This is a genomic window from Ruegeria sp. 6PALISEP08 (assembly GCF_001238295.1).
GTDB lineage: Bacteria > Pseudomonadota > Alphaproteobacteria > Rhodobacterales > Rhodobacteraceae > Ruegeria.
This window is the reverse complement of the sequence record NZ_LGXZ01000010.1, coordinates 13,964-39,611: the sequence shown is the minus strand read 5'-3', so window position 1 is coordinate 39,611 and position 25,648 is coordinate 13,964. Positions and strand designations below refer to the sequence as shown.

Below are 25,648 nucleotides of genomic sequence, written 5' to 3'. Positions count from 1 at the left end.
TAGGTCCTTGGAAATAAACCCGGAGGCCTCATGACCCGCACACCAGAAGAAATCAGCCAGCAATTGCTTGATGTGGCCCGCAAAGCAGGCGCAGAAGCTGCGGATGCCATCGTGCTTGATGGCTCCTCGGTTGCGGTCGAGGTGCGGGGCGGAGCGCTGGAACATGCGGAACGCTCGGAAGGTGCGGATCTGGGGTTGCGGGTCTTTCTGGGGAAACGGTCCGCAATCGTATCCAGTTCCGACAGTCGCCCGGAAACCTTGCATGCAATGGCCGAGCGCGCTGTGGCCATGGCCAAAGAAGCCCCGGAAGATCCGTTTTCCGGGCTGGCTGAACGCGACCAATTGGTGAGCAACTGGGATGCGCAATCGCTGGAGTTGCTGGACCCTGCCCCTGCTCCATCCGCCGAAGCCCTGATGCAGGATGCTCTGGCGGCCGAAGCCGCAGCATTGGCTGTGCCGGGTGTCACTCAGGTATCAGATGCGGCTGCAAGCTACGGAACCCACCGCGTGCATCTGGCCGCCACAAACGGGTTTACCGGCGGATATGAGCGCAGCAGCCGGTCTGTTTCTTGCGTTGCGATCTCGGGCGAAGGCACCGGGATGGAACGGGACTACGACGGTGACAGCCGGACGTTTCAGTCCGACCTGCGCAGCGCGGAAGAGATTGGGCGCACAGCGGGCGAACGTGCGGTGCAGCAGGTCGGCGCGTGCAAACCTGAGACCGGCAGTTTCCCTGTGTTGTTTGATGAGCGCATCTCGTCTTCACTGATCGGTCATCTGCTGGCCGCCAGCAATGGTGCGGCAATTGCACGGGGTGCGTCCTGGCTCAAGGATTGTCTGGGACAAGAGGTTCTGCCCGCGCATCTGTCCCTGATCGAAGACCCCCACCGCCCGCGCATCTCGGGTTCGCGCCCTTTTGATGCCGAGGGCTTGCCGACGCAACGCAGGTCAATTGTGGAAAATGGTATCCTCACCGGGTGGACGCTGGATCTGTCCAGCGCGCGCAAACTGGACATGGTGTCGACAGGCAATGCTGCGCGTGGCGTGTCCGGCCCGCCGTCTCCCAGCAACTGGAACCTCAGCCTGACGCAGGGCGACAAAAGCCGCGCTGATCTTTTGCGTGACATGGGCACCGGATTGTTGGTCACATCCATGATCGGGTCGACGATCAACCCCAACACCGGTGACTATTCTCGTGGGGCTTCTGGATTCTGGGTGGAAAATGGCGAGATCACACATCCGGTCAATGAATGCACCATCGCAGGTAATTTGCGGGACATGTTGCGCCGGATCATTCCCGCAAATGACGCCCGCCCATATCTGTCGCGCGTGGTTCCATCGTTGCTGATCGAAGGAATGACACTTGCCGGCAACTGACCTGTCCCTGCTGATTGACGCGGCGCTGGAGGCCGGCAAGATCGCCACGCAGTATTCCGGGACACAGGCCCAGCGCTGGGACAAACCCGATGGTGCCGGTCCAGTGACCGAGGCCGATCTGGCCGTGAACGCAATGCTCGAGGACCGGCTGCGCGCCGCACGACCGGGATATGGCTGGCTGAGCGAGGAGTCAGAGGACACGTCCGAGCGGCTGGAGTGCCGCAATGCCTTCATCATCGATCCGATTGACGGCACCCGCAGTTTCGCCGAGGGCGCACGCACTTGGGCGCATTCCATCGCCGTCGCCGATGAAGGTCGCGTGACGGCCGCTGTGGTTTATCTCCCGATGCGGGATCTGCTCTATGCCGCCGCCCAGGGAGAGGGCGCTACGCTGAACGGCGAGACAATCACGACCTCGACCATTGCAGACTTGCAACGGTCGGAAGTTCTGGCTGCCAAACCAAATCTCGACACGCAGCACTGGCGGGACGGGCATGTACCCGATTTCGAACGCGCTTATCGCCCGTCTCTGGCCTATCGCATGGCTCTGGTCGCGCAGGGGCGGTTCGACGCGATGCTGACTCTGCGCCCCAGCTGGGAATGGGATATCGCCGCCGGTGACCTGATTATCCGAGAGGCAGGCGGCGTGTGTTCCGACCGGGCGGGGCAACCCTTGGTGTTCAACAACGCCCGCCCAAGGCTGAACGGCGTCATCGCGGCGAACGCGTGGCTGCATGAAGAACTGTCAAAACGGCTGAATCCGACCGGGCCCGGGATCGGGGCATGAGCAAGCCGCGATCCCTGAGTTTGGCGGCCTACAGGGTTTTGTCCTGGGGAATGCGCAACAGTGCCAGTCAGCGCATTGATCAACCACGTCCTGATGGCGAGCTTCTCTGGATTCATATCGCCACACCGGGACGTCTGCGGGCGGTGAGCGACTTTTGTCGCCGGCTGTTACAGGTTCGATCCGAACTGAGTTTTGTCCTCACCGCGCCACCGGACGCGGAATTGGACACCTGGCCGCACCGTGATTTCCCTTTGATCAACCTGCCTCAGGACCAAAGCGGAGCAGTACGTGGGTTTCTGGAACACTGGCGCCCTTCAATGGGGCTATGGGTGGGGGGCGATCTGCTTCCCAACATCCTGACCCGAGCCGAAGAACAAGACATTCCGCTGGTATTGTTCGATGCCCAGTTCAGTGTCACCCTCCCCCGAAGCGCGCGCTGGTTGCCGGATATCACCCGTGCAACGTTCGACTGTTTCCACAAAATCATGACGGCATCGCCAGAAACAGCCCGCCAGATTCGCCGCCTTGGCATTCACTCCTCCAAAGTCCACGACTCGCCCCCTTTGCGCATCAGCCCCAACCCCCGGCCCTGGCCCGAAGATGAGCTGATCGAGACCAACCACACCCTTGCCGGGCGTCCGGTCTGGCTGGCAGCATGGGTTCAGGACAAGGAGTTTATCTCGGTTCTGACGGCCCACCGGCAGGCGCTTCGAATGCTGCACCGATTGGTGCTGGTGCTGCACGTGGCTGACGAATTGGAAGCTGGGCCACTGAAACGGCGTCTGGAATCGATGGACTTGCGATGTGCCAATTGGGACGACGGCGGTCTGATCGAAGACACCACGCAGGTGGTTCTGACCGCCGACCCCGAAAATCTGGGGTTGTGGTACCGCGTATCCTCCGTGACCTTCTTGGCCAGTTCGTTGGAGCGCGGAGCGGGTGGGCGTGATCCGTCCGAATCGATTGCGTTGGGATCTGCCATCATTCACGGACCGTTTGTACATCGCCATGACGCCTTGTATTCTCAGATACGGCAGGCGGGTGCTGCCAAAGAGGTCAAGACGGCAACCGAGCTGGGCGATGCCCTTGTACAGCTCCTCGCGCCGGATCTTGCCGCTGATATGGCACTGGCAGGATGGCAGATGATATCCGAAGGCGCACCGCAGGCGGATGCCCTGATCGAAATGGTTCAGGATATTCTGGATCAGCGGAGTGCGGAACATGCGGGAACCTGACTTCTGGAACACATCGCCGGATCAACCGGACCTGAGGGCGCGTCTGCTGGCACCACTTGGGCATCTTTATGCAGCGGTGACAGCCCGCAGGGTCGCCTCGGAAACCGGGGATAAGCCGGGTGTACCGGTGATCTGCATCGGCAACCTCAATGCCGGTGGAACCGGCAAAACACCCACCGTGATCTGGACCCTCGAACAGCTCAGGAGTGCATGGCACGAACCGCATGTTGTCACACGCGGACATGGGGGGTCTTTGGAAGGCCCGGTGCAGGTCGATCCGGCCAAACACACAGCCGCCGAGGTTGGAGATGAGCCGCTGCTGTTGGCAATGTTCGGCGAAGTCTGGGTGGCCAAGGACCGGGCAGCAGGCGCCCGTGCGGCTGCAGCAGCGGGCGCGACGGTGATCGTTCTGGATGACGGGTTTCAAAACCCATCGGTCGCCAAGGATTTCTCGGTCATCGTTGTCGATGCGCAGCGCGGGTTTGGAAACGGCCTGTGCCTGCCCGCTGGCCCCTTGCGTGAACCCGTAAGCGTTGGCCTGCAACGCGCCGATCTGGTTTTGTCACTTGGCGACGAGACCGCGCAAACGGCCTTTGCCGAACAATATAAAGACCAACTGACGATTCCTCATGTCACCGGGGCCATCGAACCATTACAAACCGGTATGGACTGGGCGGGAACGCAGGCGCTGGCCTTTGCGGGTATCGGGCACCCGGAAAAGTTCTTTCAGACCCTGCGCTGTCTGGGCGTCGATCTGGTGCGAGCCGAAGCACTGGACGATCACCAACCCCTGACCCAGGCCCTGATGACACGGCTGGAAAACGAAGCACGGCAGCTGGGAGCTCAGATGATCACGACCGAGAAAGACGCCGTGCGCCTGCCGGCAGCTTTCCGTAACAAAGTGATCACTTTACCGGTCCGGCTTCAGATACCGGAAGGCGATAGGGTAAAAGAGATGCTGCTGCACGCAGCGCCATCGCCAAAATAGGTCCGGTCGACCCACATAAGGCCGACCGGTAAAGAATTAACTGCCAAGCTCGGCTTCGATCAGCTTTTTGAAATCCGCGTAGGACTGATTGTCGACCTTCTTGCCGTTCACAATGAAGGAAGGGGTTGCCTGAATACCATCACGTTCAGCGTTTTCCTGATACCATGCGGCAAGCGTGCGTGCCTTGGTGCCATCTTGCAGACATGCTTCAAGCTGGTCGCCATCGACACCGGCCAAACGACCAATCTTACGCAATTCATCAACGATCTCGGCCGGTCCGCCCGCGCGTGTCCATTCGGACTGTTTCTGATAGATTACGTCGGTAATGCCAAAGAATTTTTCGGGTCCGGCGCAGCGGGCAACCATCGATGCCCACAGGCCGTAGCGGTCAAAATACACTTCACGATAGGTGAACTTGACCTTTCCGGTATCGATGAAGTCTTTCTTGAGCTGCTTATACGCGCTCTGATGGAAAGTCGCGCAATGCGGACAGGTGTACGAGGCATATTCGATGATCTCGACCGGCGCGTCCTCAGCCCCCTGCACCATTTCGATGATGGTCGAGGTATCAATATCCGCCTCTTGCGCCTCGGCAGTACTCACCAGCAAGTTGGACGAATTGGAATTTGACAGCGACAGCCAATAGCCGCCTGCGGCTACGGCGACGGCCGCACAGATTACGGTTGCAATACGGCTCATTCTCAGCCCTTTCTCAGCGTTTCTGTTTGGATAGAACGTTGCGCCCCAGACGTTCAAGGGCCGCGCGCAAATCTTCATCATTCACGTCGCGTGACACTTTGTCAGCCTCGGCAACAACGTCAGGTGCAATCTCGGGTTTTGCTTGCTTCGGTTTGTGGTCGAAACTGGCCTGCCCCTCGGCAAATCCGGTCGGAGCGGTCTGGGTGATGCGAACCCGGCTGATGGCGTTGTATCCGTAAACCGCGTTTACCTTGCCGCGCAGTTGCTCTTTCTGCATTTCCAGCATCGGGGCCTGCGGACCAGTGGTCAACACGGTCAGGGTCGCGCCAAAGCCGCCCTTGCCATAACCTACATTGACCGGGCGAGCGATGGCAGCGGTGTCCTGACCCACAATCTCGGCCCAATGAGTCAACAACCGCGACACGGCAAAGCCCCGGCTTTCACCGGCGCGCCGGATCTGATCGTTCAGCAAAGACGCGGTGCGTTTGAACCCGCGGGTCGAGGAACGTCTGCGTTGCATCTGGTTTCCCACTCTTACACCGCTATTGTAATAGGCAGACCATCGGGTGCCAGCGAAACCCGACAAGGAGATGAATAAAACTTGCGTGATTCCCCTGAATTCACCGTCAGCGCCGCGCTTTTGGAGTGGTACGACCGCCACGCCCGCGACATGCCATGGCGCGTCGGCCCCGCAGATCGGGCCATAGGTGTATGCCCTGACCCCTATCAGGTCTGGTTGTCCGAGGTTATGTTGCAGCAAACCACTGTTGCCGCAGTACGCGACTATTTCCTGCGCTTCACAACACGCTGGCCAACAATTCAAACGCTGGCCGCCGCGCAGGATGAACACGTGATGGGGGAATGGGCCGGTCTTGGATACTATGCGCGCGCCCGCAATCTGCTGAAATGCGCCCGCGCAGTTGCGCAAGACCACGATGGCCAGTTCCCTAACACCTATCGCGCCTTGCTGGAACTGCCCGGCATCGGCCCCTATACCGCTGCGGCGATTTCGGCCATTGCGTTTGATCAGCCCGAAACGGTTCTGGATGGCAATGTCGAACGGGTTATGGCCCGCTTTTATGACATTCACGACCCTTTGCCCGGGTCCAAACCGCTGCTGAAAGAAAAGGCCGAGGCTCTGACGCCGTCCACCCGCCCTGGGGATTATGCTCAGGCGGTTATGGATCTGGGGGCCACGATCTGTAGCCCCAAATCTCCGGCCTGCGGCATATGTCCGTTGCGTGACCCCTGTCAGGCCCGCATCGCAGGAACCCAGACCGACCTTCCCCGAAAGACACCGAAAAAGCCCAAACCCACCCGCCTTGGCCACGTCTATATTGCACGCAGGGCAGACGGGGCGATGGTGCTGGAACGCAGACCGGACAAAGGTCTGCTGGGCGGAATGCTGGGCTGGCCCGGATCACAGTGGAACGATGACCCATCCGAACGCGCGCCCTTCCCGGCACAGTGGACGATCCTGCCCGCCGAGGTGCGCCACACCTTTACGCATTTCCATTTGATCCTCAGAGTTTGGGCCGCCGATATCGAAGATCAAAGCATCCCCCAACACCTGACAGTGCTGGACAAGCACAGTTTCAAGCCCAGCGACCTGCCGACGGTGATGCGCAAAGCCTACGATCTGTGGAGAGAACAATGAGATCGCTGTGCATTCTTTCGGGTCGCGGCTAGGCTATGCCCGAAAATTCGGAGCAAAGAAGATGATCGCAACAGGCACATTGTCCCGCTGGCAATCCGCATCCCCTTTCTGGGTGTCTCTGTTGTTGATCCCGTTGATCTGGTTCACAGCATTTGCCGGGGGATGGTGGGTCCTGTTGATCCCCCTTTCGACCTGGTGGGCGTTTGCGGTTCTGGACCGGATCACCGGCCTGAACGAGCAGAATGCGAATCCGGATACAACCGACGATATGCTTCAGTGGTACATCCTGCTGACCAAACTCTGGGTGCCGCTTCAATTCCTGACACTCTTTGGCCTGATCTGGTATGCAACCCACACCAACCACCTGTCGATGCCCGCAAAGATTGGCCTGTTCTTCGGTATGGGCGTCCTGTCAGGCACAATCGGAATCAACTACAGCCATGAGCTTATGCATCAGAAAAGCCGGGGCGAGCGCTGGCTGGGCGATATCCTTCTCGCCATGGTTCTGTATTCTCATTTCAGGTCCGAACATCTGCTGGTCCATCACCGTTACGTGGGCACCCCGCGCGATCCAGTGACGGCCCGGTACAACGAAGGGTTCCACCGCTTTTATCCCCGCGTATTATGGCAATGCCTGGTCTCGGCCTTCAACGCCGAGCGCGATAAACTGGCGCGCAAAGACTGTCTCTGGACGGATCGTGCCAACCCGTTTTGGCGATACTGGGCCCTACAAGGCGCGATGCTGGCGCTGGCAGTACTGATCGGAGGCTGGTCTGGTCTGGCCCTGTTTCTTCTGCAAGCCGGTGTCGCGATCTGGCAGCTAGAACTGGTCAACTACGTCGAACATTACGGCCTGACCCGAAAACACCAGGGCGACGGGCGGTATGAACATGTCTTGCCGCGTCATTCCTGGAATGCGGCACATAAGGCATCAAACTGGTTGCTGATCAATCTTCAGCGCCATTCCGACCATCACTACAAACCTAACCGTCGATTTCCGCTGCTGCAACATCATACCCCGGACTCGGCCCCGCAATTGCCGTACGGCTATCCGGTGATGACCGTTGCGGCGATGATCCCTCCGCTGTGGCGGCGGGTGATGAACCCACGTGTCCGGGAATGGCGACGCCACTACTACCCTGAGGTCACTGACTGGCATCCCTACAACAAGGCTTTGAACCCGATGCCCAAAGCGTGACCGCAGCGCGCACCAGCGCGCTGCCTGGCCCAACTGTCAGGACGGCATCTTCGATGTTGATCTGATGGGCGGGAGGCCCTCAGCCTTTCATCACCCAGATATTCATCGGAGCCTCTACCCCGCGGACAGGTTGGTTGCGATGCGCAATGAAACCGTCCATCGCATCCGACGCCGTAGGGTTTTCTTCAGCAACCCGTTCCCGCACATCATCGCTGACAACGATATTCGCCTGAAACTCGCGCGTCAGCGCCTCTAATTTTGCCGCAACATTGACCGCATCGCCGATCACAGCAAATTCCAACCGGTTTGCACCAATGTCCCCTAAAACGACCGAGCCGTAATGCACCCCGATCCCGACATGGATTTCAGGTTCACCGGCACGCCGACGATCCAAATTCCAGCGGTCAATCACCTTTATCATCGCACGCGCGCAGCCCAAGGCATTGCTTGCATCCAGGGGCGTTGGCACCGGCGTACCAAAGGTCGCCATCAAACCGTCACCCAGATACTTGTCCAACGTACCGTGGTGCCGGAACACCTCGGTTTCCATACGGGCGTGGAAACCTCGCAGCACCTCGATCACCTCATAGGGATCACGCCCGGCGGCGTATTTGGTGAAACCCACGATGTCGATGAACAAGACCGCCACGTTCTCTTTACGAACCTGTTTCAGTGGCTCGTCGTTCTGGCTGAGTTCATCCACCACATTGGGCGAAAAATACCGCGACAGGTTGGCCCGTTCCCGTTCCAATCCCGCATTGTTCATCACCAGTTGGTTCAGTCGCCGCATCGAAATGCCCAGAGTCACCGCCACCATGACGAACACGATCACTTGCTGGATGCGTTGAGGGGCCATGAAACTGTTGGGATCCAGCAATTCGGCCACATCCGGATAGCCCTGCAAGGCCTCGGCAACGCTTTCGCTGATTCCCGGAATGGGGGTTGCCACCCACCAAGCAATGATCCAACCCGCCGTCCACATAATCGCGGTCCAGGATCCGATGGCAATGACCGTCCGCCAGGAATAAGCCAGAGTCCCGGCTGCCAGAATGATGAAGAAATACTGGAAGTTGTCGAACCGATATTGCATCGCCAGCGGACGAACATCATCGCTGAACGGGTTAGGCACGATCATCCCAAGCGTCATGATCAGCAAATCGACAAAAATCAAAAACAGCTCGGCTCGGGATTGTCCTACTCGACCGGCACGACGGATCAGCCATCCGTTGCCACAGATCAACAGCAGGATGAAATGATACCAGAGCACGTCCCATTGCGGATTCAGAAAAATCAACAGCACCCCGGTCAACGCCATCGCAACCCAGCGCGCGCGCACGGCCAGTTCCAGCCCTTCCCGCTTGTGCCGCTCTAGCGCGGCCTCGGTGTACTTGTTGTCCAGATCGAACGTGTCGGGTTGCGTGAAAAACAGGCTGCGGCGGGGCTGCGCGGTCGTCTCGGTCATGGCCGTGATCTTTCTTGCAGTGTCAGGGTTATCGCCATGCAATCACTGTTGATGCCAAAACAAAAGACCCCGCCGTAGGATCGGCGGGGCAAGGCTTAGTGCCTTGTGTCAGGCCACAGGCACCGGCGGTGTTCTTGAAATCAGTTCATCTCGGCCCGGATCTGCTGGCGCAGCACGTCGATGGGCACGGTTTTCCCATCGCGCTTGAAGCACCAATATGTCCAGCCGTTACAGGACGGCGCGTTTTCCAGATGCGCGCCCACCTGATGGATCGAGCCTTTGACGTTCTGCCCAACCAGCGTGCCATCGGCGCGTACTTTGGCCTTGTGGCGCTGATTCATGGAATACAGCTCTTCGCCCGGGCGCAGCATCCCTCGCTCGACCAGCTGGCCAAAGGGTACGCGCGGCTCGGCGCGTTTGCTGGCGCTGACCTCCAGCGCCTCGCGGTCGAACTTACGGACCTTGGCGATGCGTTTCTCGGCAACCTTGCGATAGCTATCTTCGCGCTCGATCCCGATGAATTCTCGGCCCAGCATCTTGGCGACAGCCCCAGTGGTTCCGGTGCCAAAGAACGGGTCTAAAATCACATCGCCCGGATTAGTCGAGCCAATCAACACGCGGTGCAGCAGCGATTCCGGCTTTTGTGTCGGATGCGCCTTGTCGCCGTTTTCGTCCTTTAGACGCTCATGCCCGGTGCAGATCGGCAGCACCCAGTCGCTGCGCATCTGCACGCCTTCGTTCAGCGCTTTCAGCGCCTCGTAATTGAACGTGTATTTCGCGCCTTCGCGTTTGCTGGCCCAGATCATCGTCTCATGCGCGTTGGTAAAGCGCTTGCCCCGGAAATTCGGCATTGGATTCGATTTGCGCCACACAACGTCGTTCAGAATCCAATATCCTGCATCCTGCAATGCCGAACCGACCCGGAATATGTTGTGGTAAGAGCCGATCACCCAGATCGCGCCGTTGGGCTTAAGCAGACGGTGCGCCGCCTTCAACCACGCGCGGGTGAACTGGTCATAAGCCCCAAAGCTGGAAAACTGATCCCAGTGATCATCAACCGCATCCACCTGGCTGTTGTCGGGGCGATGCAACTGACCTTTCAGCTGCAGATTATAGGGCGGATCGGCGAAAATCAGGTCAACCGACGCCTCGGGCAGACTGTTCATCACATCGATGCAGTCCCCGGATAGAATCGTGTTTAAAGGGAGCGCTTTTGCGCTCTTTTTGGTGGTCGTTGTCATATCACTGCCTCAAGTATCCACGGCGCTTTTGCGCTCATTTGGTTGAGACAAGGATGAGTCAAAGACGATTCGCCGTCAATTTCTTTTTTGAATCAGCGACTTACGATTTACTCTTGATACAAGATATTGTGCACTGGCTTGAACGAACGTCTATGGTGTGGGGTCACGCCAAGATTCTGCAGGGCTTCTTTGTGTTTTTTAGACGGATACCCGGCGTTGGTTTCCCATCCATAACCCGGATGCTGTTGCGCCAAATCCACCATCACCTGATCGCGCCAGTTTTTCGCAAGGATCGAAGCGGCTGCAATCGACACCGAACGGGCATCCCCCTTCACAACGGCCTGCGCCGGGATTTTCATACCACGCGGAATCATGTTGCCGTCGATCAGCAGGAAATCGGGGGCCGGTGACAGTGCCTCGACCGCGCGCACCATCGCCAGATGCGAGGCCCGCAGGATGTTCATCTCGTCAATCTCGGCAACCGTGGCTTCGGCCACGGCGAATTCGGCGCTGCTGCGAATCTCTGCGTCCAGTGCGGCCCGACGTTTGGCAGTCAGCTTCTTGGAGTCATTCAACCCCTCGGGAATATCATGCGGGTTCAGAATCGCGGCAGCGGCCACAACCGGCCCTGCCAGCGGACCGCGCCCGACCTCATCCACTCCGGCGATACGGATATGGCCCCGCTGCTGCAGCGCCTGCTCAAGTTCGAAATTCGGCATTGTCATTGCACTGGAAAAACGTTTTTCACGCGACACCGCAAGAAAAAAGAGAGGGCGGCCCACACCCCCCTCTCTCTCGCGGCGCTTCTTTGGCACCGCTCCTGCTCAGCCGATGTTACTGATAAACGACGCGGTATCCTTTCTGGCGCAGGCACGCAGGTTCATACGCCCGCTTGACCTTTTTGCCGTTCCAGAAACCAACCTTGCACTCTTTCGGCAGGCTATTGGCATGTTTGTAGTGTTTCTTGAGGCAATTCGGACCCAGCAACAAATGATCCTGTGAATACCCGTTGAATGTACGAAGGCAGCGCTGGGGCAGATCGTATCGCGCCACGCGCGGCGGCAACGGACGCACCGGCTGCGGCTTGTAAGGTTTCGGATTATACGTCTGATGACGTGTTGCCCGATCCTTGTTCTTTTCCTTGTTATAGTAGTGAACTCCGGCGCCGATAATTGCGATGGCCGCCAGACCACCCAGAATGTCCTTGGCATCTGCCGCCTTCGCCTGAGAGGCCGAGACGCCGGTTATTGCAACAGCGGTCGCAATGATCAGAGCGATGAATTTCTTGTGCATGATGCGTGTCCTTCTGATTGTATGGGCGACCGTGTGACAGACCGCGTCCTAATTGCCCTGACACTGGGGGCGAGCGGTCCAGACAAGCAATAACGGCCCGGTGTTATCGGATATCAGAACCCGCAAACCCCTTGGGTTATTGAATATCGCGGCAACTCATGCGCAGGATGCGGCCTATGAAACAGATCCTATCTTCTCTGACCTTTGCAGCCCTGATATCGCTTGGCTCTGCCGCGTCTGCGGCGGATTGCTATGCGGATTACAAGGCCAAGAAAGACAACCCGCTGCGTCTGCATTATGGGGTCATTCAGGTCTCGGCCTGCGATAAGGGCAAGGCCCGAACAGAAATCGCCCAGCGCCTGAGCGCGTCAGGCTGGACCCTGCTTGAGGTTCAGTCCATTTTTGGACCGGAAGGGTTGGATCAGAGGAAAGGCAATGCCGGACAATTCTATCTCCGTTTCTGATGCGCGCCGGTCGGGTGTCCGGCTGGTTGTGCTGGGCATAGCCGCCATCGTCGTTATTCTGATCACCGCTGCCGTTTTCCTTTTCTGGACCCTGCCGGACGCCAACGCGTTCAACGCGCGGGTCGAGCGGCTGTTTGTCGAGGCCGACCTGACCTCGCAAACAGAAATCCGGTTGCTTGAGATTCTGGCCCAGTCCGGCACAGCCTTTGCCGACACCTTGTCCAGCTATCGGATGGTCATTTATGTGCTGCTGGTTTTTGCCAGTGCGATGATGATTTCGGCGCTGGTGTTTCTGGTTATGCTGGTGCTGCTGAACCGCCGCATGGCACAGATCGAACGCGCCGGCATTCAGGTGACGTCCCTGCTGATCAGCCGCGAGGAAAACACAGTCTACCTCAACAACATGGATTTCAAGCTGACACCCGCGGCCATGGAAACCCTGTCCGTTCTGGCGGAATCCCGGCTTGATGACGAGGTTCTTTCCGGTGCCCAGATCGAGGGCATGATTTCCGGTCGCAATGCCGCCGATTGCGACGAAGCCGCGGGCGCGACGCGGATCAAACGGTTGCGCGATGCGCTTGGAAATCAAATGGTCAGCGAATTATTGGTCAAGAATATCGCGAAAAAAGGCTATATGCTGTCGATCGAAAAAGACGTCATTCAGATGATCTAACTACCCGGCTCCTCGCTCGCGTGCGGTAAATTCTCGTTGCAGCCTCTTGGAATGTTGGATGCGAACGCCCATTCTGAAAACATTGAAGGCAAGGGAGGTCGCTTATGAACGTCCACGCCGCACCAAAAAAAACGAATGGATATGGAATTTCGGTTGAGCCACTCGCCGGCAAAATAGCCATTTACCGCGATGACGTCCTTTTGGCAGAAAGCACCGACGCCAAGGTGATGTATGAAACGCGCCTTCCGCCCACGATTTATGTCCCGCGTGAGGATATTTGCGTTGATCTGAGTTCAGAGACCGCCCTTCAAACCTTTTGTCCGTTCAAGGGCACCGCCACTTATCATGACATCAGCCTGCCCGGCGAAACACTGGCAAGCTCTGTCTGGGCCTATGAAGACGCCCTGCCGGAAAGCAAAGCCATTCAAGGCTGCATCGGGTTTCTGCCGAATGCCTACACCCGAATTGATCTGGGCGACAATCACCTGCGCGCGCCTGATGACGGCAATATCAGTGGACCGCTGATCGACTGGCTTATGCGTGGTGCGTCAACAGCGACAACACCAGAAACCTTTACCAAAGCACTGGCCGAAAAGATGCTGGAGCATGGTATCGCTATCCAACGCCTGAGCATTCTGGTCTGGTCCCTGCACCCTCTGATCGCAGGCAAACACTATATCTGGGAAAAGGATGAAGGCGAGATTCTGACCCACGCTCCGACTTACGAAATCCACGATCACCCAGCCTTCATCAACAGCCCGCTGCGGCACGTTTCGAACGGATTGGGCGGCGTGCGGCAAAGGCTGAACGAAGACAACCCGCAAAACAGCTTCCCGATCATCGAGGATTTACGGGCCAAGGGTGCGACCGACTACGTCGCAATGCCGCTGCCCTTTTCCGATGGACGCACCAATGTTCTGACCCTGACCTGCGATCACCCGGATGGGTTCACCACCGAAAACCTGGGGCTTGTATTCGAGTGTTCATCGGTTATCGCGCGGTACTACGAAGTGTTCATGCAGCGTGAAAACGCGCAAGTATTACTGGAAACTTACGTGGGAAAACGCACGGGCGCACGTGTGCTTGGGGGTGAAATCCGCCGCGGAGATGGGGATGAGATTGATGCTGCGATCATGTTCTGCGACCTCCGCAATTCGACAAGCCTTGAAGAGAAATTGGGGCGTCACGACTATATCCAGGTGCTGAACGCGTTTTTTGAAACGGTCTCGGGCATCGTTCATGACAATGATGGGGAAGTTTTGAAGTTTATTGGCGACGCTGTATTGGCCGTTTTCCCCGCGTCAGGTGAGAATGCCAGTACAGCCCGCAAGAACGCCCAACGTTCGGCAATTCAAATCGTGGAAACTCTGGGGGAACTGCGCAAAGGCGGAACAGATGTGCATTGCGACTGTTCGATCGGGGTTGCGTATGGGCGTGTGACCTATGGCAATGTGGGTTCTCAAGAGCGCCTTGATTTCACAGTCATTGGTCAGGCCGCTAATATTGCCGCGCGCCTTGGAGAGTTTGGGAAGACCAAGGGGCATCGGATTGTCGTGTCTGAAGACATCGAACCGGCCTGCTCCAATGCCCTGCCTTTAGGCGCGGTCGAGCTGCACAATGTGTCTAAACCCGTTGTTTCATTTGCTTTGCGCACCGAAGCGGACGAGATATTGGACAGATGAGGTCCTTGATTGACCAAAGGCACGTCATCCATCCAGAGTAAAGAGCCGCCCGTAACCGGCAACATGCAGGCTGCTTACGTTTCAAATAGCTCCAAGCAAGATCAACGCGGTTTGCGCCGGTGAGACTGTGTTCTGCAGTTGGGCGATCTGGCTTCTGGCAAGGTATGTATCGGTTAGTTTTTCGATAGCATCCTGATCTGAAAACTGTGCCAGATCCGCCGACCCGGTCAACTGAAACATCCTGTCTTTGTATTCGATCAGTTGTTTATCGATATCCAGTAGAGCAAACGACGAGGGCAAACCAAGCGCCATTTCCATCATGCTACGCAGGGGCGGAAGCCCCATCAGATCAAACCACTTGGTATCTGCGCTCGAGGCACTGTTCGCCAATTCCGCAAGCTCCCGCTGTGCGTAAAGCGAGATACGCATCGTTTCTTCCGAGTCGCCAACAGCGATTTCAAAACGCGCGGTCAGATTGGCCTGGGCAATCTCTTCCATGTTGGTTTTCAGCGCTGTTTTCCAGACGGCCCCAGGTCCAAACCCGAACGCGTCAGAGAAGTCGCGATACCGTTTGTCCGCCAGACGATTGGACAAGGCGTCATTGGCCTGCGTGCCGTCTTCCAGGATCTTCTGGATAAAAAACCGGTTGTCCAAATCGCCTTCCAACCCAAATACGCCCAAAGCGACCTGCAACAATCTGCGATCTGAAACCAGTTGTTCGGCGGATTGAACTTTGCCGATGTTCTCCAGAAAATACTTCGTCTCTCTCTCATTCACTGCCGACGATGAATAACTTTGAAACTGCCCCTCATAGGTTCGCTGCAGAAATCGCCAGCCCACGATCCCGCCGGTTGGAATGACAGGTTGGAAAATCATTGCTGATAGGCCATCAACCGTTCCTCTCGCGGCAGAAGTGAGCGCAGAGATTTAAGGAATTTGTAGTAATGTTCTGCCACCAAAGCATCCGTGGCCTCAGACAGAACTCGGCGGCTGTCTGTATCGGTGAAGACCTGACTCAGCTCTTCGACCCGGCGCAGCAGCTGTTGGCGTGCCTGCCCTGGTTCCAAGTCACCCGACAGGACAAGCTGCGCAGCGTAGCAGACCCGCCTTACTGGTGTATTGGCTTCGTCAGGATGGATCGCATCCCGCAACCGCAGAACGTTGGCTTGCGGTGTCATTATGGAAAACCTGCTTCTGCGATCTCCGTTTTCGATCACCACGCCGTTTATCAAAACCCTTTCTTTTGGGGCAAGTTTCAGGACCAGACCACTCATCAGCTTGCCCCCATCTGACGCAAGCCGCGCAGCACTGCAGTGTTGATTTCCAACAGCGGTTCAACAGCGGCACCGTCACCCAAAATGCGGCTGCTGTGTTGTTCTGTAAACTCGGCAAGATAAAAGATACGTGCCCGCAGGTCGTTCGGAAGGGCATTGGCGGAATCTGCAACGCCCGTTGCCAGCACACCCCAAAGACGACGGTTTTCATGCACAGCCTGAACGAATCCCGAGAAGTCAGTTGCTTTTTGGGCCGTTGCCGCTTTGAGCCGTCGCGTGATTCTGGAAATCGCTTCATATTCCGTATCGCGAGGTGTTCGGGTGGGCGCGGCGGATTGCGCATAGGGGCGCTGGGCTAGCGTTTGCGGTGTCACTTGAAATCCTTCCAAAAGGCCGTTGTCAGGCGGTCAAGGCCGGGGCACGAAAACCATGCCCCGACCAGCTTTGTGATTTGGCGGAACAGCGACAGGATTGACTGCGGTGCCTGATTGGCGATCGACAGCGACTGGGTTGCCAGCTGCTGCTGTACCTGCAGCGCCTGCAGACGCGCCGAGGTCTCTTCCATGTCGGCATCCACCAGTGAGCCGATACCTGATTTGAACGAGTCAGCCAGGTTCGAGATGAACTCTTTCTGGGTCTCGATCCGGCCCTGCGACGACCCGAAAGCAGCCGATGCGTCAATCGAGGTGTCGATCAACGTTTCGATCGTTGCCAAAGCGGCGGTTGCGCCAGCGCCGGTCGAGACGTCAATGCCGGTCAAAGCACCCAGACCACCCGAGCCAGCGTTCACATACTGAGCCGAGAACGAGATGTCGTCGCCGGTCGCATTGGTGACAGACAGGGTGCCTTGAGTGCCGGAATCGTAGTCAACGGTCAGGCCGGTAATCCCCAACTCCTCGATCTTTGCCTTCAGTCCTACGGCAACCAGATCGCCCGTCGTGGTCGCTGCTGCATCGGCTGCGGACACTGTGTACGACACAACCTGATCGTCAATTGCGACAACTACCTTGTCTCCCGCTGCGAAGGCCCCGCTGGATTCATCCGTAACCAGCGCCGTTGCCGATGTCGCACCGTTATCGATGGTCGCGCCTACACGGTCGTTGCCAGTCGACGCTCCGGTCGAACCGTCAAAGACCTGAGCCGCAGTGTAACCACCGGTAGACAAGTCTTGTCCGGTCACGGTGATTGATGATGCCGTGACGTTGCCAAGGTTGTCCCGATCCAGAGAAGCGAGGATCGAGGCAGAACCTGCGGACCCGTCCACCAGATTCAGACCGTTGAACTGCGCCGCACTGACGACCGAGTTGATCTGACCTTTCAGGGCAGTCACGTCGTCGTTGATTTTGCCGCGGTCAACGTTGTCTTCCTGCGCCGCAACGATCTTTTCTTTCATCTGGGTCAGCAAATCGGTCACGGTTTCCGACGCGTTCCGAGCCACAGCAACCGTCGATTCACCCAGCGCCAGGCTGTCCTTGATGGCATTGAAGCCTTTGACATCCGATTCCATCACTTTGGAGATCGCCCAAACCGCCGAGTTGTCCTTGGCCGTCGCAACATCCTTACCAGTCGAAATCGCGTTCTGCGTCATCGCCAGGTTCTTGTTCACCGACTTCAGTGTTTGCAGCGCAACCATCGCGCCGTTGTTTGTCAGAATACTGGCATAGTTTCATCCTTTTTCGTTCGGGTCGTTTTCGCCCATGTTCAACCCACACGATCTGCGGGCATTGGTGTCTTTCTGACCTGTGCGATGCGCCGCTTGGCAGTTCGCGCCACCTGCCGTTTCCAGGTGCGCCACCACTCTTGAACCAGATCCCCTAACGGAGTGCTAAAACACCCGAACCGGAAACTTCGGATTTGAATCAAACTCCTGGCTATGCTCTTTTTTCCAGCTTCACATTGCTGCGCACGGCAAATCCACTTCGCTGTCCGTCCGCGCCATAGGTACTGAATTCCTGCCGAACCCGACGTAGTTCTGCCATGCGGCTGGCCACGGAGCGGATGCCGTCGGCCGCACTGTTTAACAATGCCTGATTGCGCTCGACCTTCTGCTGAACCCGAATCAACGCCTCGCTGTCCATCACCTGAAGATCGTTGATCGCGCCGATCAGTTTCTCTTTTTCCGGAACCATATGCGTCAGACGATCTAGGTCGCCCTGTACAAGCGCCGCACGCTCAAGATCCAGAACCTCTTCCAGGGATTTGATCAGCGTTATGTTCGTCTCAGATGTCATTGGCTTTCTCCATCAGTGACTTCAGCAGAATTTCAGACAGCCCCACCCCCCCGGACCGAGCTAACTGTTGCGCCTGATGCTGAATAAGAAACGACGAAAACTGGTCTTCGCCTGCACCACCCCCGAAGCTTTGGCGGGTCTTTCCCAGCCCGGCAGATTTCAACATTTCGCTTAAGAACGCAGCCTCCAATTCAACAGCGGCATCTTTTAGGCGGGTAGGCGTCGGGGGTATTTGCCCCCCTTGCGGATTGGTGGGAATCTGCATGGAATTCTCCGAAATTTGCTTCGAACTTTCCTGATCAAAGGCGAAAGCGGTTAAAATAAACGTAACTTCCTGCGGGCAGAGTTCCGGACAACCACACGGAGCCGGAGCAAAATGCCCAACCCACTTATGCTGGCCACCACACCATCACCAGCCACTGCGAAACCCGCGTCATCCCGACACGAGGCGGAGCAGGCAAGCGATGGAACAAGCTTTGAAGATATCCTGAAACAGGAGGAGAACGCCAAGGATCAACCCGATGCCCAACTGTCCGCCAGAGCCCCCGAGATTGAGGACACGGGTGCTGAAACCGAGATTGTAGAAGTTGATTCACTCGAAGCGGCCCCGATGGCCGAACCGCTTTCTCTTTCGAAACTGGCCAGCAATCCCGCCGATTTCCCCACGCATGGGGGCGTGGTGCAAATGCCTGAAGGAGAATCGAACCCAACTGCGTCCGCGCAACCCGGTCTTCCAAGTTTATTCGCCAACGCTGCGCCGGAACAGGCGCTTGCTTCGATACCTGTTGATCCAGACACTCACACCAACCCGCACGTGCCCATTGTTGTGCGACCGGTGGAAGGACAATTGCAGGCCGTAATCGCCCGACAGGTTCAATCAACAAAAGTTGCTGAAAATGGTTTGTCGGTGAAGGACATGACCTTGCCTGAAGGCAAAGTGGCCATGCTGGAAAACGGACCAGCCTCAAACAGCGGCGAGAAAGCACCTTGGCCAGAAGCCACACTTGCACCGATCAAGCCGACAGTACCGGATCGTGCACCTCCGGTTGCGCAGCTTCAATTGATGGCAGCCATGGTTGAGAACGAACAGGGGACCCTCGGTCAGGACGTTGAAGCCGTGGCAATCACCAAGGACGAACCATTGCATCAGGCAACACGAGAACCAACACCACAATCGACGGCACCAACTACAGCTGCCCGTGTTGAAATCGCCCGTGCAATCGCCAGTCAACTTGCAATGTCAGTCCAGACGCGCCCGGGATCCGGGGCAATGGAAATCGCTTTAAATCCCGAAGAGCTGGGGCGTGTTTCAATAATTTTGAATGGGCGTGATGATGGAGTGCATTTGACCATTACGACGGAACGCCCGGAAACTCTGGACCTTATGCGACGCCATTTATCCGTACTTACCGAAGAGTTTCAGAATCTGGGTTACGGTGAGTTGAGCCTTGATCTGGGTACATCCTCCGATGCCGGCACGCACGGGGCCGGCACCGATAAGACCGAGGACGGACCTGCCTTCGAACCTCGACAGGGCGAACCAGACCCTCAAGCCATTTCACTTCCGCAAACTCCGGGCTCGCTCCGGGGCATCGACATGAGGTTTTGACACATGATTACTCCCGTCACCACCACGCCGACTTCTGGGGCGCAGCAATCCACAGCAGCCTCGCAGACATCGGCAATCACATCGGATTTTGAGACATTTTTGCAGATGCTCACGGCGCAGGCCCAGAATCAGGATCCGTTGGAGCCTATGGCCTCGACCCAATATGCATCACAGTTGGCACAATTCTCGATGGTGGAACAACAAGTTCAGACCAACGGTCTTTTGTCGAATCTGGCCAGCACGCTGGGCAGCGTCAACCTGAACGAGCTTGCAGGTTGGGTGGGCATGGATGTTCGATCAACATCCGCGTTTCATTTTGCCGGCAATCCCAAAACACTGTTTGCCCAACCTGACCCCCAAGCCGACACCACCAAGCTGGTGATCCGGGACAAAAGCGGCACTGTTCTCGACCGGATCACAGTGCCCTCGACAAAATCCGAGTTTGTGTGGGCTGGCGTAACCTCGTCGGGCGATCCGATGAGTGCCGGAAACTACACGGCGACGCTGGAAAACTACAAGGGCGGAGATTTGCTGTCTCAAACACCTGCGGCTGCCTATAACCGCGTCGTTGAGGCGCAAGTTGGGGGCGACACTGTGATGTTGACCTTAAGCGGCGGCCAGGTGATTTCTGCAGGCGATGTAAGCGCCGTCCGAACTGGTGCTTGATCTGCCGCGCAGGACCGTCCAAAGCTTGGCAAATCGACTCGCCAAAAGAAGTGACGAAACCCCTGTCCGATCAGCCTTTCCCTCCTCGCGATCTGGTTGACCAACTCCACATTGAAGGGTTGGTCAGCATACACCCGCGGTTTGAAACGCTTTATGGTGGCCGTACCAATAAGGTTTGGAAGGTTCTGGAAGACGACGGCGACAAAGTGCTGAAGCTATACAGCACGGCCCTGCGCAATCCTTTGTTTCGCAACGACGCGGGATTGGAGGCGCAATGCCTCAAAGCCCTCGGGCCAGAAGGGTTCGTGCCGAGACTGCGCGCCGCAGGGCGCTACAAGGATGCACATTGGGTCTTTTATGACCACGCCCCTGGAACACCCTGGCAGGAAGAAGCCGGCAAGGTTGGTTCGTTGTTGCGCAGGTTGCATGACCTCACGCTTTCCGTTCCGGCTCCCGCTGGATGCAACGGCAGTGAGGATCTAAAAGCCCACGGGCTTCGTATTCTGCAGGGCTGCTCTTCTGAGGCGCGAGACAGGTTGTTGGAACGGCAACCCTTACAAACGGTTGCGCCTGCGGAACAGACATGCCTGATTCATGGCGATCCCGTAGCCGGGAACATTCTGGTTGCAGGAAAAAACCTGACTCTGATCGACTGGCAGTGCCCGGCCCATGGCGACCCAACCGAGGATTTGGCGCTGTTTCTATCTCCGGCCATGCAAAGCCTGTACCGCGGGACGCCTTTGACAAAAGCCGAGGAAGAGCAGTTTTTAAATGCCTACGGGGATCCCGAAATCGCGGCCCGTTATCGGCACTTACAACCTTGGTACGCCTGGCGAATGGCAGCCTATTGCCTGTGGCGCGCGGAAAACGGTGCGCCGGATTATGCAGAAGGCTTGAGGCTGGAAATTGCGGCTCTGTAATCCTTGGCCTCACCTTAGATCCGCAAGCGCCATCAGGGCGTAGGCCGGCGGCATGAGCGCGCGACGCCAGCGCCCTAAAGGAAAGCGTTTCGGTGTTTGCGTCATTGGCAAAGGCAATTCGGCGTCCTGCCCCAGAGCTAGCCTAGCAAGGGCGCGCCCGCTGTAAGTTCCCATCGCAACACCGTTTCCGTGATACGCGAAACCCGCAAACACGCCCGGTTGCTCGGGTATTGGCCCGACAAAGGGCGTCAACGCACGCGACATACACACCATACCGGACCAGAGATGCGTGGCCTCGACCGCTGACCAGGCCGGAAACATCTTTTTGAAATCCCGCTGAACCTTTGCCCGAATGGATACTTCTGACTGCACAGAGGACCGCAGCCCACCTCGCATTCCAAACAAAAGCCGCCCATCCGGCATCAAGCGGAAATAATGCAAAAGATTTCGCGCGTCGTAACACATCTGGCCCGAAGTCCATCCCTGCGCCAATTGCTCGCCATGACTAAGCGGGCGCGTGACCATAATCGTCGACTGGGCAGGCATGTAACGCCCCGACATCCAATCCGGGATGTCTTCGCTGGAATAGCCGTTGGTGCAGACCAGTACCGCTTGTGCGTTGACCCGCCCAGTATGGGTTCTCAACACAAATCCTGACTCGGTTTTTTCGATACCCAGTACCGGACTATTTTGAAACAGTTGTGCTCCGGAATCTTCTGCTGCTTTGGCAATTCCAAACAAGTACTTACGAGGGTTCAGGCCAAAACCAACGGGATGTGTGTACCCACCGAAAAAGGAACCGCCCATACCGAGCCCAGGTAAGTCAGTGACATCATGTAGCACCCCAATCTCATCTTGATTTCTGCGTAACACATCCATCGCGTGTTTCGAATGCGCCAACCGGGTTTCTCCGCTGGAATGTCTGTCCACTTCTATCCCATGCTGATCAAGAAGATTGGCGACCAAGTTCACCGCATCTTCTTCCGCTGCGGCATAGGCCCGCGCCGCAGCGCGCCCGTGGCGACGCTCCATCATAGCTGAGCTCAGTTTGGACCCACCAAGACAGCAGAAGCCGCCATTGCGCCCTGACGCACCCCATCCCGGTGGACCGGCCTCGAACACCGCGACAGAGGTGGTGTTCTCCGCCAGGTGCAAAGCGGCAGAAACCCCCGTAAATCCGCCGCCAATAATGGCGACGTCAACCTTCAAGTCACCCTGAAACTTGGGCCAGGTCGGATGGAAAATTGTTTCATCCCACCAACAGCTGTCGCGTGGCGCGTCGCTATAAGCGTAGTCAGGAAAAATCCGCTTCATTCGGTGCGCGCTGCGGCCAATTCATCCTGCCGCTGACGCACCATCGCACGTTTGGTCACAAGCGAAGCTGCGATGACCCCAACCGTCACCACGGCAATCATGATCGTAGACAACGCGTTGATTTCCGGACTGACGCCGAGGCGCACCGCCGAGAAGATCTTGATCGGCAAGGTCGTTGCCGACGGCCCCGAAGTGAAGGACGCAATCACCAGATCGTCCAACGACAAGGTGAAGGCCAGCAACCAGCCCGAGATCACTGCGGGTGCAATGATCGGCAGGGTGACAAGGCGGAAGGCTTGCGCGGGCGAGCATCCAAGGTCCAAAGCCGCTTCTTCCAGTGACCGGTCAAAGGTGATGAGGCGCGAGGATACAACAACCGAAACGAAACACATCGAAAAGGTCGTGTGAGCCAGAACGATGGTCAGAATACCGCGATCCAGACCGATGCCGATAAACAGCAACAACAGCGAAAGACCGGTGATCACTTCGGGCATCACCAGCGGTGCGTATATCATGCCTGAAAACAACGTCCGGCCAAAGAACCGCCCGCTGCGGACCAGCACATAGGCGGCGGCTGTTCCTAAAATGGTCGCCAGTGTCGACGAAAAGACCGCGACCCGAATCGTGACCCAGGCGGCATCCAGAAACGCCTCGTTCTGCAGCAGCTCTCCGTACCATTTGGTAGAAAACCCGGCCCAGACCGTGACCAGTTTGCTTTCGTTAAAGCTGAAAATGATCAGGATGATCATCGGGATATACAGGAACGCAAAGCCCAGCGTCAGCGAAACCGTATTGAACCAGCTTAGTCTGTTCATCCCTCGGCCTCCGCTTGTTTCTGCTGGTTGCGCTGGAACAGCACAATCGGAATCACCAGGATCAACAGCAACACGATGGCCACAGCACTGGCCACCGGCCAGTCACGATTCGAGAAGAACTCCTCCCACAGAACCTTGCCGATCATCAGCGTACCCGAACCGCCCAGAAGCGAAGGAATCACGAACTCACCGATCACGGGGATCATCACAAGGAAGCAACCCGCGATGATGCCGGGTTTGGAAAGCGGGATGGTCACGAGCCAGAAGGCTTGCAAACGGGAACAACCCAAATCTTCGGCCGCCTCGATCAGCGACCCGTCCATGCGTTCCAACGCCGAATAGATGGGCAGGATCATGAAGGGCAGATAGGTGTAAACGATGCCGATATAGACAGCGGTCGAGGTGTTCAGGATCGTCAGCGGGGTCGAGATGATACCTGTCCACAGCAAAATCTGGTTCAGGTACCCTTCATTCGACAGAATACCCATCCACGCGTAAACCCGGATTAGAAATGAGGTCCAGAACGGCAGGATCACCAGCATCATCAGTGTTGGTCGCCATTCCTGGGGTGCCCTGGCCATGCCATAAGCAATGGGGTAGCCGACCAGAAGGGTAAAGAAGGTCGAGATCAGAGCGATTTTGACGCTGGACAGATAGGCTTTCCAATACAGGTCATCTTCGGTCAGCCAGACATAGTTCTCAAGATCCAGCTGGCTGAAGAAGTCCTTGATCCCGGCCCAACCGGCAGACAGGTCCAAAGTCGGAGTATAGGGCGGAATAGCTAGCGCGGTATCCGACAGCGAAATCTTCAGAACAATGAAGAACGGCACCAGAAACAGTGCCAGCAGCCAAACATAAGGTATGGCGATCAGGACGGCGCGGCGCATCAGTTGGCCAGCAGAACAGCAGCCGTCGCTGTCCAAGACAGCCAGACTGAGTCTTCCCAGGTGAAGGAGCGACGCGAGATGCGGCGGGTGTTGGCCGTCTGTGCCTTGATGATCGTGCCGTTTGCCAACTCGACGTGATAGGTGGACAGATTGCCCAGATAGGCAATGTCATGAACCTTGCCCTGAACAACGTTGACCGCATCGGCGGGTCGCTCGGCAGAGATTGTCACTTTCTCGGGGCGGATCGCAAGGTGGCAAGACTGACCGTTTGCGAATCCGGTTGACGATGAAGCCGTCAAAGGGGCCTGACCTTCGGCCCAGTCAACCTGATAGGCGTCCTCTCCGGATGATGTGGCCCGACCTTCAATGATGTTCACATCTCCAATGAAATCAGCGACATAAATAGAAGCAGGGTTTTCATAGATCCGATCCGGGGTGGCAACCTGCATCAATTGCCCCTGATCCATCACCGCTACACGGCTGGCGACGGTCATGGCCTCTTCCTGATCGTGGGTGACGATGACGAAGGTGGTGCCGGTCTTCTCCTGAATATCCATCAATTCAAACTGCGTGTCCTGCCGCAGCTTTTTGTCCAAAGCACCCAGCGGTTCATCCAGCAACAGAAGCTTGGGTGCTTTGGCCAGTGAACGGGCTAGTGCCACACGCTGCCTTTGACCGCCCGAAATCTGGTGTGGTTTGCGGCGGGCAAATTGTTCCAGACGGGTCAGGCGTAGCATCTCTTCAACCCGATCTTCCAGATCGTGCTTGGGAATGTTGTCCCGGCGCAGACCAAAAGCGATGTTTTCCCAGACGCTGAGATGGGGGAAAAGGGCATAGGACTGGAACATCATGTTCACAGCCCGCTTGTTCGGCGGGATCGGGTCGATATCCTGACCGCCCAGCAGGATATGTCCTTCGGTCGGCGTCTCGAATCCGGCAAGCATCCGCATCATCGTTGTCTTGCCGCATCCTGACGGGCCAAGCAGAGCAAAGAACTCACGTTCGAAAATACCCAGCGACAGGTTGTCGATCGCCGTGAACTCGCCAAAGCGCTTGGTCACGTTCTGGAACTGGATCAAGGGTTTCGCCTGTGGGTCATCCCACGGCGTAAAGACGTCAGTATTCAAAGCAGCCCCCGCTTGGTCAGTTTGGACAAGAGTGCGACGGGGCGGTCAT

The 25,648-nt window shown here is 57.2% G+C and carries 28 protein-coding genes; 12 read left to right on the top strand and 16 right to left on the bottom strand.

Annotated features, from left to right (window positions below):
• Positions 1-30: 30 nt before the first annotated feature.
• From ALB80_RS15095 to lpxK, 4 genes are read left to right on the top strand one after another with little or no spacing between them, the layout of a single operon-like run.
• Complete coding sequence (locus tag ALB80_RS15095) at positions 31-1,377, top strand: TldD/PmbA family protein (RefSeq protein WP_050604919.1); 1,347 nt, start codon at positions 31-33, stop codon at positions 1,375-1,377.
• On the top strand, positions 1,364-2,164 hold the full coding sequence (locus ALB80_RS15090; protein ID WP_050604918.1) for a 3'(2'),5'-bisphosphate nucleotidase CysQ: 801 nt from the start codon (positions 1,364-1,366) through the stop codon (positions 2,162-2,164). The genes ALB80_RS15095 and ALB80_RS15090 overlap by 14 nt, the downstream gene beginning before the upstream one ends.
• The gene (locus tag ALB80_RS15085; protein WP_050604917.1) at positions 2,161-3,399 is read left to right on the top strand and encodes a 3-deoxy-D-manno-octulosonic acid transferase; all 1,239 of its coding nucleotides are present in this window, start codon (positions 2,161-2,163) and stop codon (positions 3,397-3,399) included. The genes ALB80_RS15090 and ALB80_RS15085 overlap by 4 nt, the downstream gene beginning before the upstream one ends.
• A complete protein-coding gene (lpxK, locus tag ALB80_RS15080; protein WP_050604916.1) occupies positions 3,386-4,387 on the top strand; it encodes a tetraacyldisaccharide 4'-kinase in 1,002 nt (333 codons plus the stop codon). Before ALB80_RS15085 ends, lpxK begins: the two co-directional genes overlap by 14 nt.
• A gap of 36 nt (positions 4,388-4,423) precedes the next feature.
• Here the strand turns inward: lpxK and ALB80_RS15075 are convergent, their stop codons facing one another.
• Entirely contained in the window at positions 4,424-5,086 is a 663-nt protein-coding gene (locus tag ALB80_RS15075; RefSeq protein WP_050604915.1) for a DsbA family protein, read from the bottom strand.
• Between the two features lie 13 nt (positions 5,087-5,099).
• Positions 5,100-5,606: a DUF721 domain-containing protein gene (locus ALB80_RS15070; protein WP_050604914.1), complete on the bottom strand. Its 507-nt coding sequence runs from the start codon at positions 5,604-5,606 to the stop codon at positions 5,100-5,102.
• A gap of 81 nt (positions 5,607-5,687) precedes the next feature.
• Here ALB80_RS15070 and mutY point away from each other — a divergent pair, with 81 nt between their 5' ends.
• Positions 5,688-6,743, top strand: coding sequence for an A/G-specific adenine glycosylase (gene mutY, locus ALB80_RS15065; protein ID WP_050604913.1), 1,056 nt, complete (start codon positions 5,688-5,690; stop codon positions 6,741-6,743).
• Positions 6,744-6,804: 61 nt separating this feature from the next.
• Positions 6,805-7,941: an alkane 1-monooxygenase gene (locus tag ALB80_RS15060; RefSeq protein WP_050604912.1), complete on the top strand. Its 1,137-nt coding sequence runs from the start codon at positions 6,805-6,807 to the stop codon at positions 7,939-7,941.
• A 79-nt stretch (positions 7,942-8,020) separates the two neighbouring features.
• On the opposite strand, the gene ALB80_RS15055 is transcribed toward ALB80_RS15060, so the two are convergent.
• From ALB80_RS15055 to ALB80_RS15040, 4 genes are all read right to left on the bottom strand, one after another.
• The gene (locus tag ALB80_RS15055) at positions 8,021-9,403 is read right to left on the bottom strand and encodes an adenylate/guanylate cyclase domain-containing protein (RefSeq protein ID WP_050604911.1); all 1,383 of its coding nucleotides are present in this window, start codon (positions 9,401-9,403) and stop codon (positions 8,021-8,023) included.
• A gap of 140 nt (positions 9,404-9,543) precedes the next feature.
• On the bottom strand, positions 9,544-10,644 hold the full coding sequence (locus ALB80_RS15050) for a site-specific DNA-methyltransferase (protein WP_050604910.1): 1,101 nt from the start codon (positions 10,642-10,644) through the stop codon (positions 9,544-9,546).
• Between the two features lie 107 nt (positions 10,645-10,751).
• Positions 10,752-11,369 carry a ribonuclease HII gene (locus tag ALB80_RS15045; protein ID WP_050604909.1) on the bottom strand — a complete coding sequence of 206 codons (618 nt, stop codon included), beginning with the start codon at positions 11,367-11,369 and terminating at the stop codon, positions 10,752-10,754.
• A gap of 109 nt (positions 11,370-11,478) precedes the next feature.
• A complete protein-coding gene (locus ALB80_RS15040; protein ID WP_050604908.1) occupies positions 11,479-11,937 on the bottom strand; it encodes a hypothetical protein in 459 nt (152 codons plus the stop codon).
• A gap of 176 nt (positions 11,938-12,113) precedes the next feature.
• Between ALB80_RS15040 and ALB80_RS15035 the strand changes: the two genes are divergently transcribed.
• The 3 genes from ALB80_RS15035 (at position 12,114) to ALB80_RS15025 (ending at position 14,756) form a co-directional block, all read left to right on the top strand.
• On the top strand, positions 12,114-12,401 hold the full coding sequence (locus ALB80_RS15035) for a hypothetical protein (protein ID WP_050604907.1): 288 nt from the start codon (positions 12,114-12,116) through the stop codon (positions 12,399-12,401).
• Positions 12,373-13,074, top strand: coding sequence for a helix-turn-helix domain-containing protein (locus tag ALB80_RS15030; protein WP_050604906.1), 702 nt, complete (start codon positions 12,373-12,375; stop codon positions 13,072-13,074). Before ALB80_RS15035 ends, ALB80_RS15030 begins: the two co-directional genes overlap by 29 nt.
• A gap of 104 nt (positions 13,075-13,178) precedes the next feature.
• Positions 13,179-14,756: a DUF427 domain-containing protein gene (locus tag ALB80_RS15025; protein WP_050604905.1), complete on the top strand. Its 1,578-nt coding sequence runs from the start codon at positions 13,179-13,181 to the stop codon at positions 14,754-14,756.
• A gap of 81 nt (positions 14,757-14,837) precedes the next feature.
• Here ALB80_RS15025 and ALB80_RS15020 read toward each other — a convergent pair whose 3' ends face one another.
• The 6 genes from ALB80_RS15020 to ALB80_RS14995 all read right to left on the bottom strand — a co-directional run bounded on the left by ALB80_RS15020 (position 14,838) and on the right by ALB80_RS14995 (position 18,526).
• Positions 14,838-15,632, bottom strand: a complete 795-nt coding sequence (locus ALB80_RS15020; RefSeq protein ID WP_050604904.1) for a DUF1217 domain-containing protein — start codon at positions 15,630-15,632, stop codon at positions 14,838-14,840.
• Positions 15,629-16,030, bottom strand: a complete 402-nt coding sequence (gene flbT, locus ALB80_RS15015; protein ID WP_050604903.1) for a flagellar biosynthesis repressor FlbT — start codon at positions 16,028-16,030, stop codon at positions 15,629-15,631. The genes ALB80_RS15020 and flbT overlap by 4 nt, the downstream gene beginning before the upstream one ends.
• On the bottom strand, positions 16,030-16,404 hold the full coding sequence (gene flaF, locus ALB80_RS15010) for a flagellar biosynthesis regulator FlaF (RefSeq protein WP_050604902.1): 375 nt from the start codon (positions 16,402-16,404) through the stop codon (positions 16,030-16,032). Before flaF ends, flbT begins: the two co-directional genes overlap by 1 nt.
• A complete protein-coding gene (locus ALB80_RS15005) occupies positions 16,401-17,663 on the bottom strand; it encodes a flagellin (protein WP_083445322.1) in 1,263 nt (420 codons plus the stop codon). The genes flaF and ALB80_RS15005 overlap by 4 nt, the downstream gene beginning before the upstream one ends.
• Positions 17,664-17,901: 238 nt before the next feature.
• The gene (locus ALB80_RS15000; RefSeq protein WP_050604901.1) at positions 17,902-18,261 is read right to left on the bottom strand and encodes a flagellar biosynthesis protein FlgN; all 360 of its coding nucleotides are present in this window, start codon (positions 18,259-18,261) and stop codon (positions 17,902-17,904) included.
• Positions 18,251-18,526 (bottom strand): rod-binding protein, encoded by a 276-nt coding sequence (locus tag ALB80_RS14995; protein ID WP_050604900.1) that lies wholly within the window; start codon positions 18,524-18,526, stop codon positions 18,251-18,253. Before ALB80_RS14995 ends, ALB80_RS15000 begins: the two co-directional genes overlap by 11 nt.
• Positions 18,527-18,637: 111 nt before the next feature.
• On the opposite strand from ALB80_RS14995, the gene ALB80_RS14990 reads away from it, so the two are divergent.
• From ALB80_RS14990 to ALB80_RS14980, 3 genes are read left to right on the top strand one after another with little or no spacing between them, the layout of a single operon-like run.
• Positions 18,638-19,870: a flagellar hook-length control protein FliK gene (locus ALB80_RS14990; protein WP_083445321.1), complete on the top strand. Its 1,233-nt coding sequence runs from the start codon at positions 18,638-18,640 to the stop codon at positions 19,868-19,870.
• Between the two features lie 3 nt (positions 19,871-19,873).
• Entirely contained in the window at positions 19,874-20,536 is a 663-nt protein-coding gene (locus tag ALB80_RS14985; protein ID WP_050604898.1) for a flagellar hook capping FlgD N-terminal domain-containing protein, read from the top strand.
• 50 nt (positions 20,537-20,586) lie between these two features.
• The gene (locus ALB80_RS14980; RefSeq protein ID WP_253276889.1) at positions 20,587-21,456 is read left to right on the top strand and encodes a phosphotransferase family protein; all 870 of its coding nucleotides are present in this window, start codon (positions 20,587-20,589) and stop codon (positions 21,454-21,456) included.
• 9 nt (positions 21,457-21,465) lie between these two features.
• Here ALB80_RS14980 and ALB80_RS14975 read toward each other — a convergent pair whose 3' ends face one another.
• From ALB80_RS14975 to ALB80_RS14960, 4 genes are read right to left on the bottom strand one after another with little or no spacing between them, the layout of a single operon-like run.
• Entirely contained in the window at positions 21,466-22,770 is a 1,305-nt protein-coding gene (locus ALB80_RS14975) for an FAD-binding oxidoreductase (protein WP_050604897.1), read from the bottom strand.
• Positions 22,767-23,585, bottom strand: coding sequence for an ABC transporter permease (locus ALB80_RS14970; protein WP_050604896.1), 819 nt, complete (start codon positions 23,583-23,585; stop codon positions 22,767-22,769). The genes ALB80_RS14975 and ALB80_RS14970 overlap by 4 nt, the downstream gene beginning before the upstream one ends.
• Positions 23,582-24,472 carry an ABC transporter permease subunit gene (locus tag ALB80_RS14965; protein WP_050604895.1) on the bottom strand — a complete coding sequence of 297 codons (891 nt, stop codon included), beginning with the start codon at positions 24,470-24,472 and terminating at the stop codon, positions 23,582-23,584. The genes ALB80_RS14970 and ALB80_RS14965 overlap by 4 nt, the downstream gene beginning before the upstream one ends.
• Positions 24,472-25,599: an ABC transporter ATP-binding protein gene (locus ALB80_RS14960; protein ID WP_050604894.1), complete on the bottom strand. Its 1,128-nt coding sequence runs from the start codon at positions 25,597-25,599 to the stop codon at positions 24,472-24,474. The genes ALB80_RS14965 and ALB80_RS14960 overlap by 1 nt, the downstream gene beginning before the upstream one ends.
• Between the last annotated feature and the right edge of the window lie 49 nt (positions 25,600-25,648).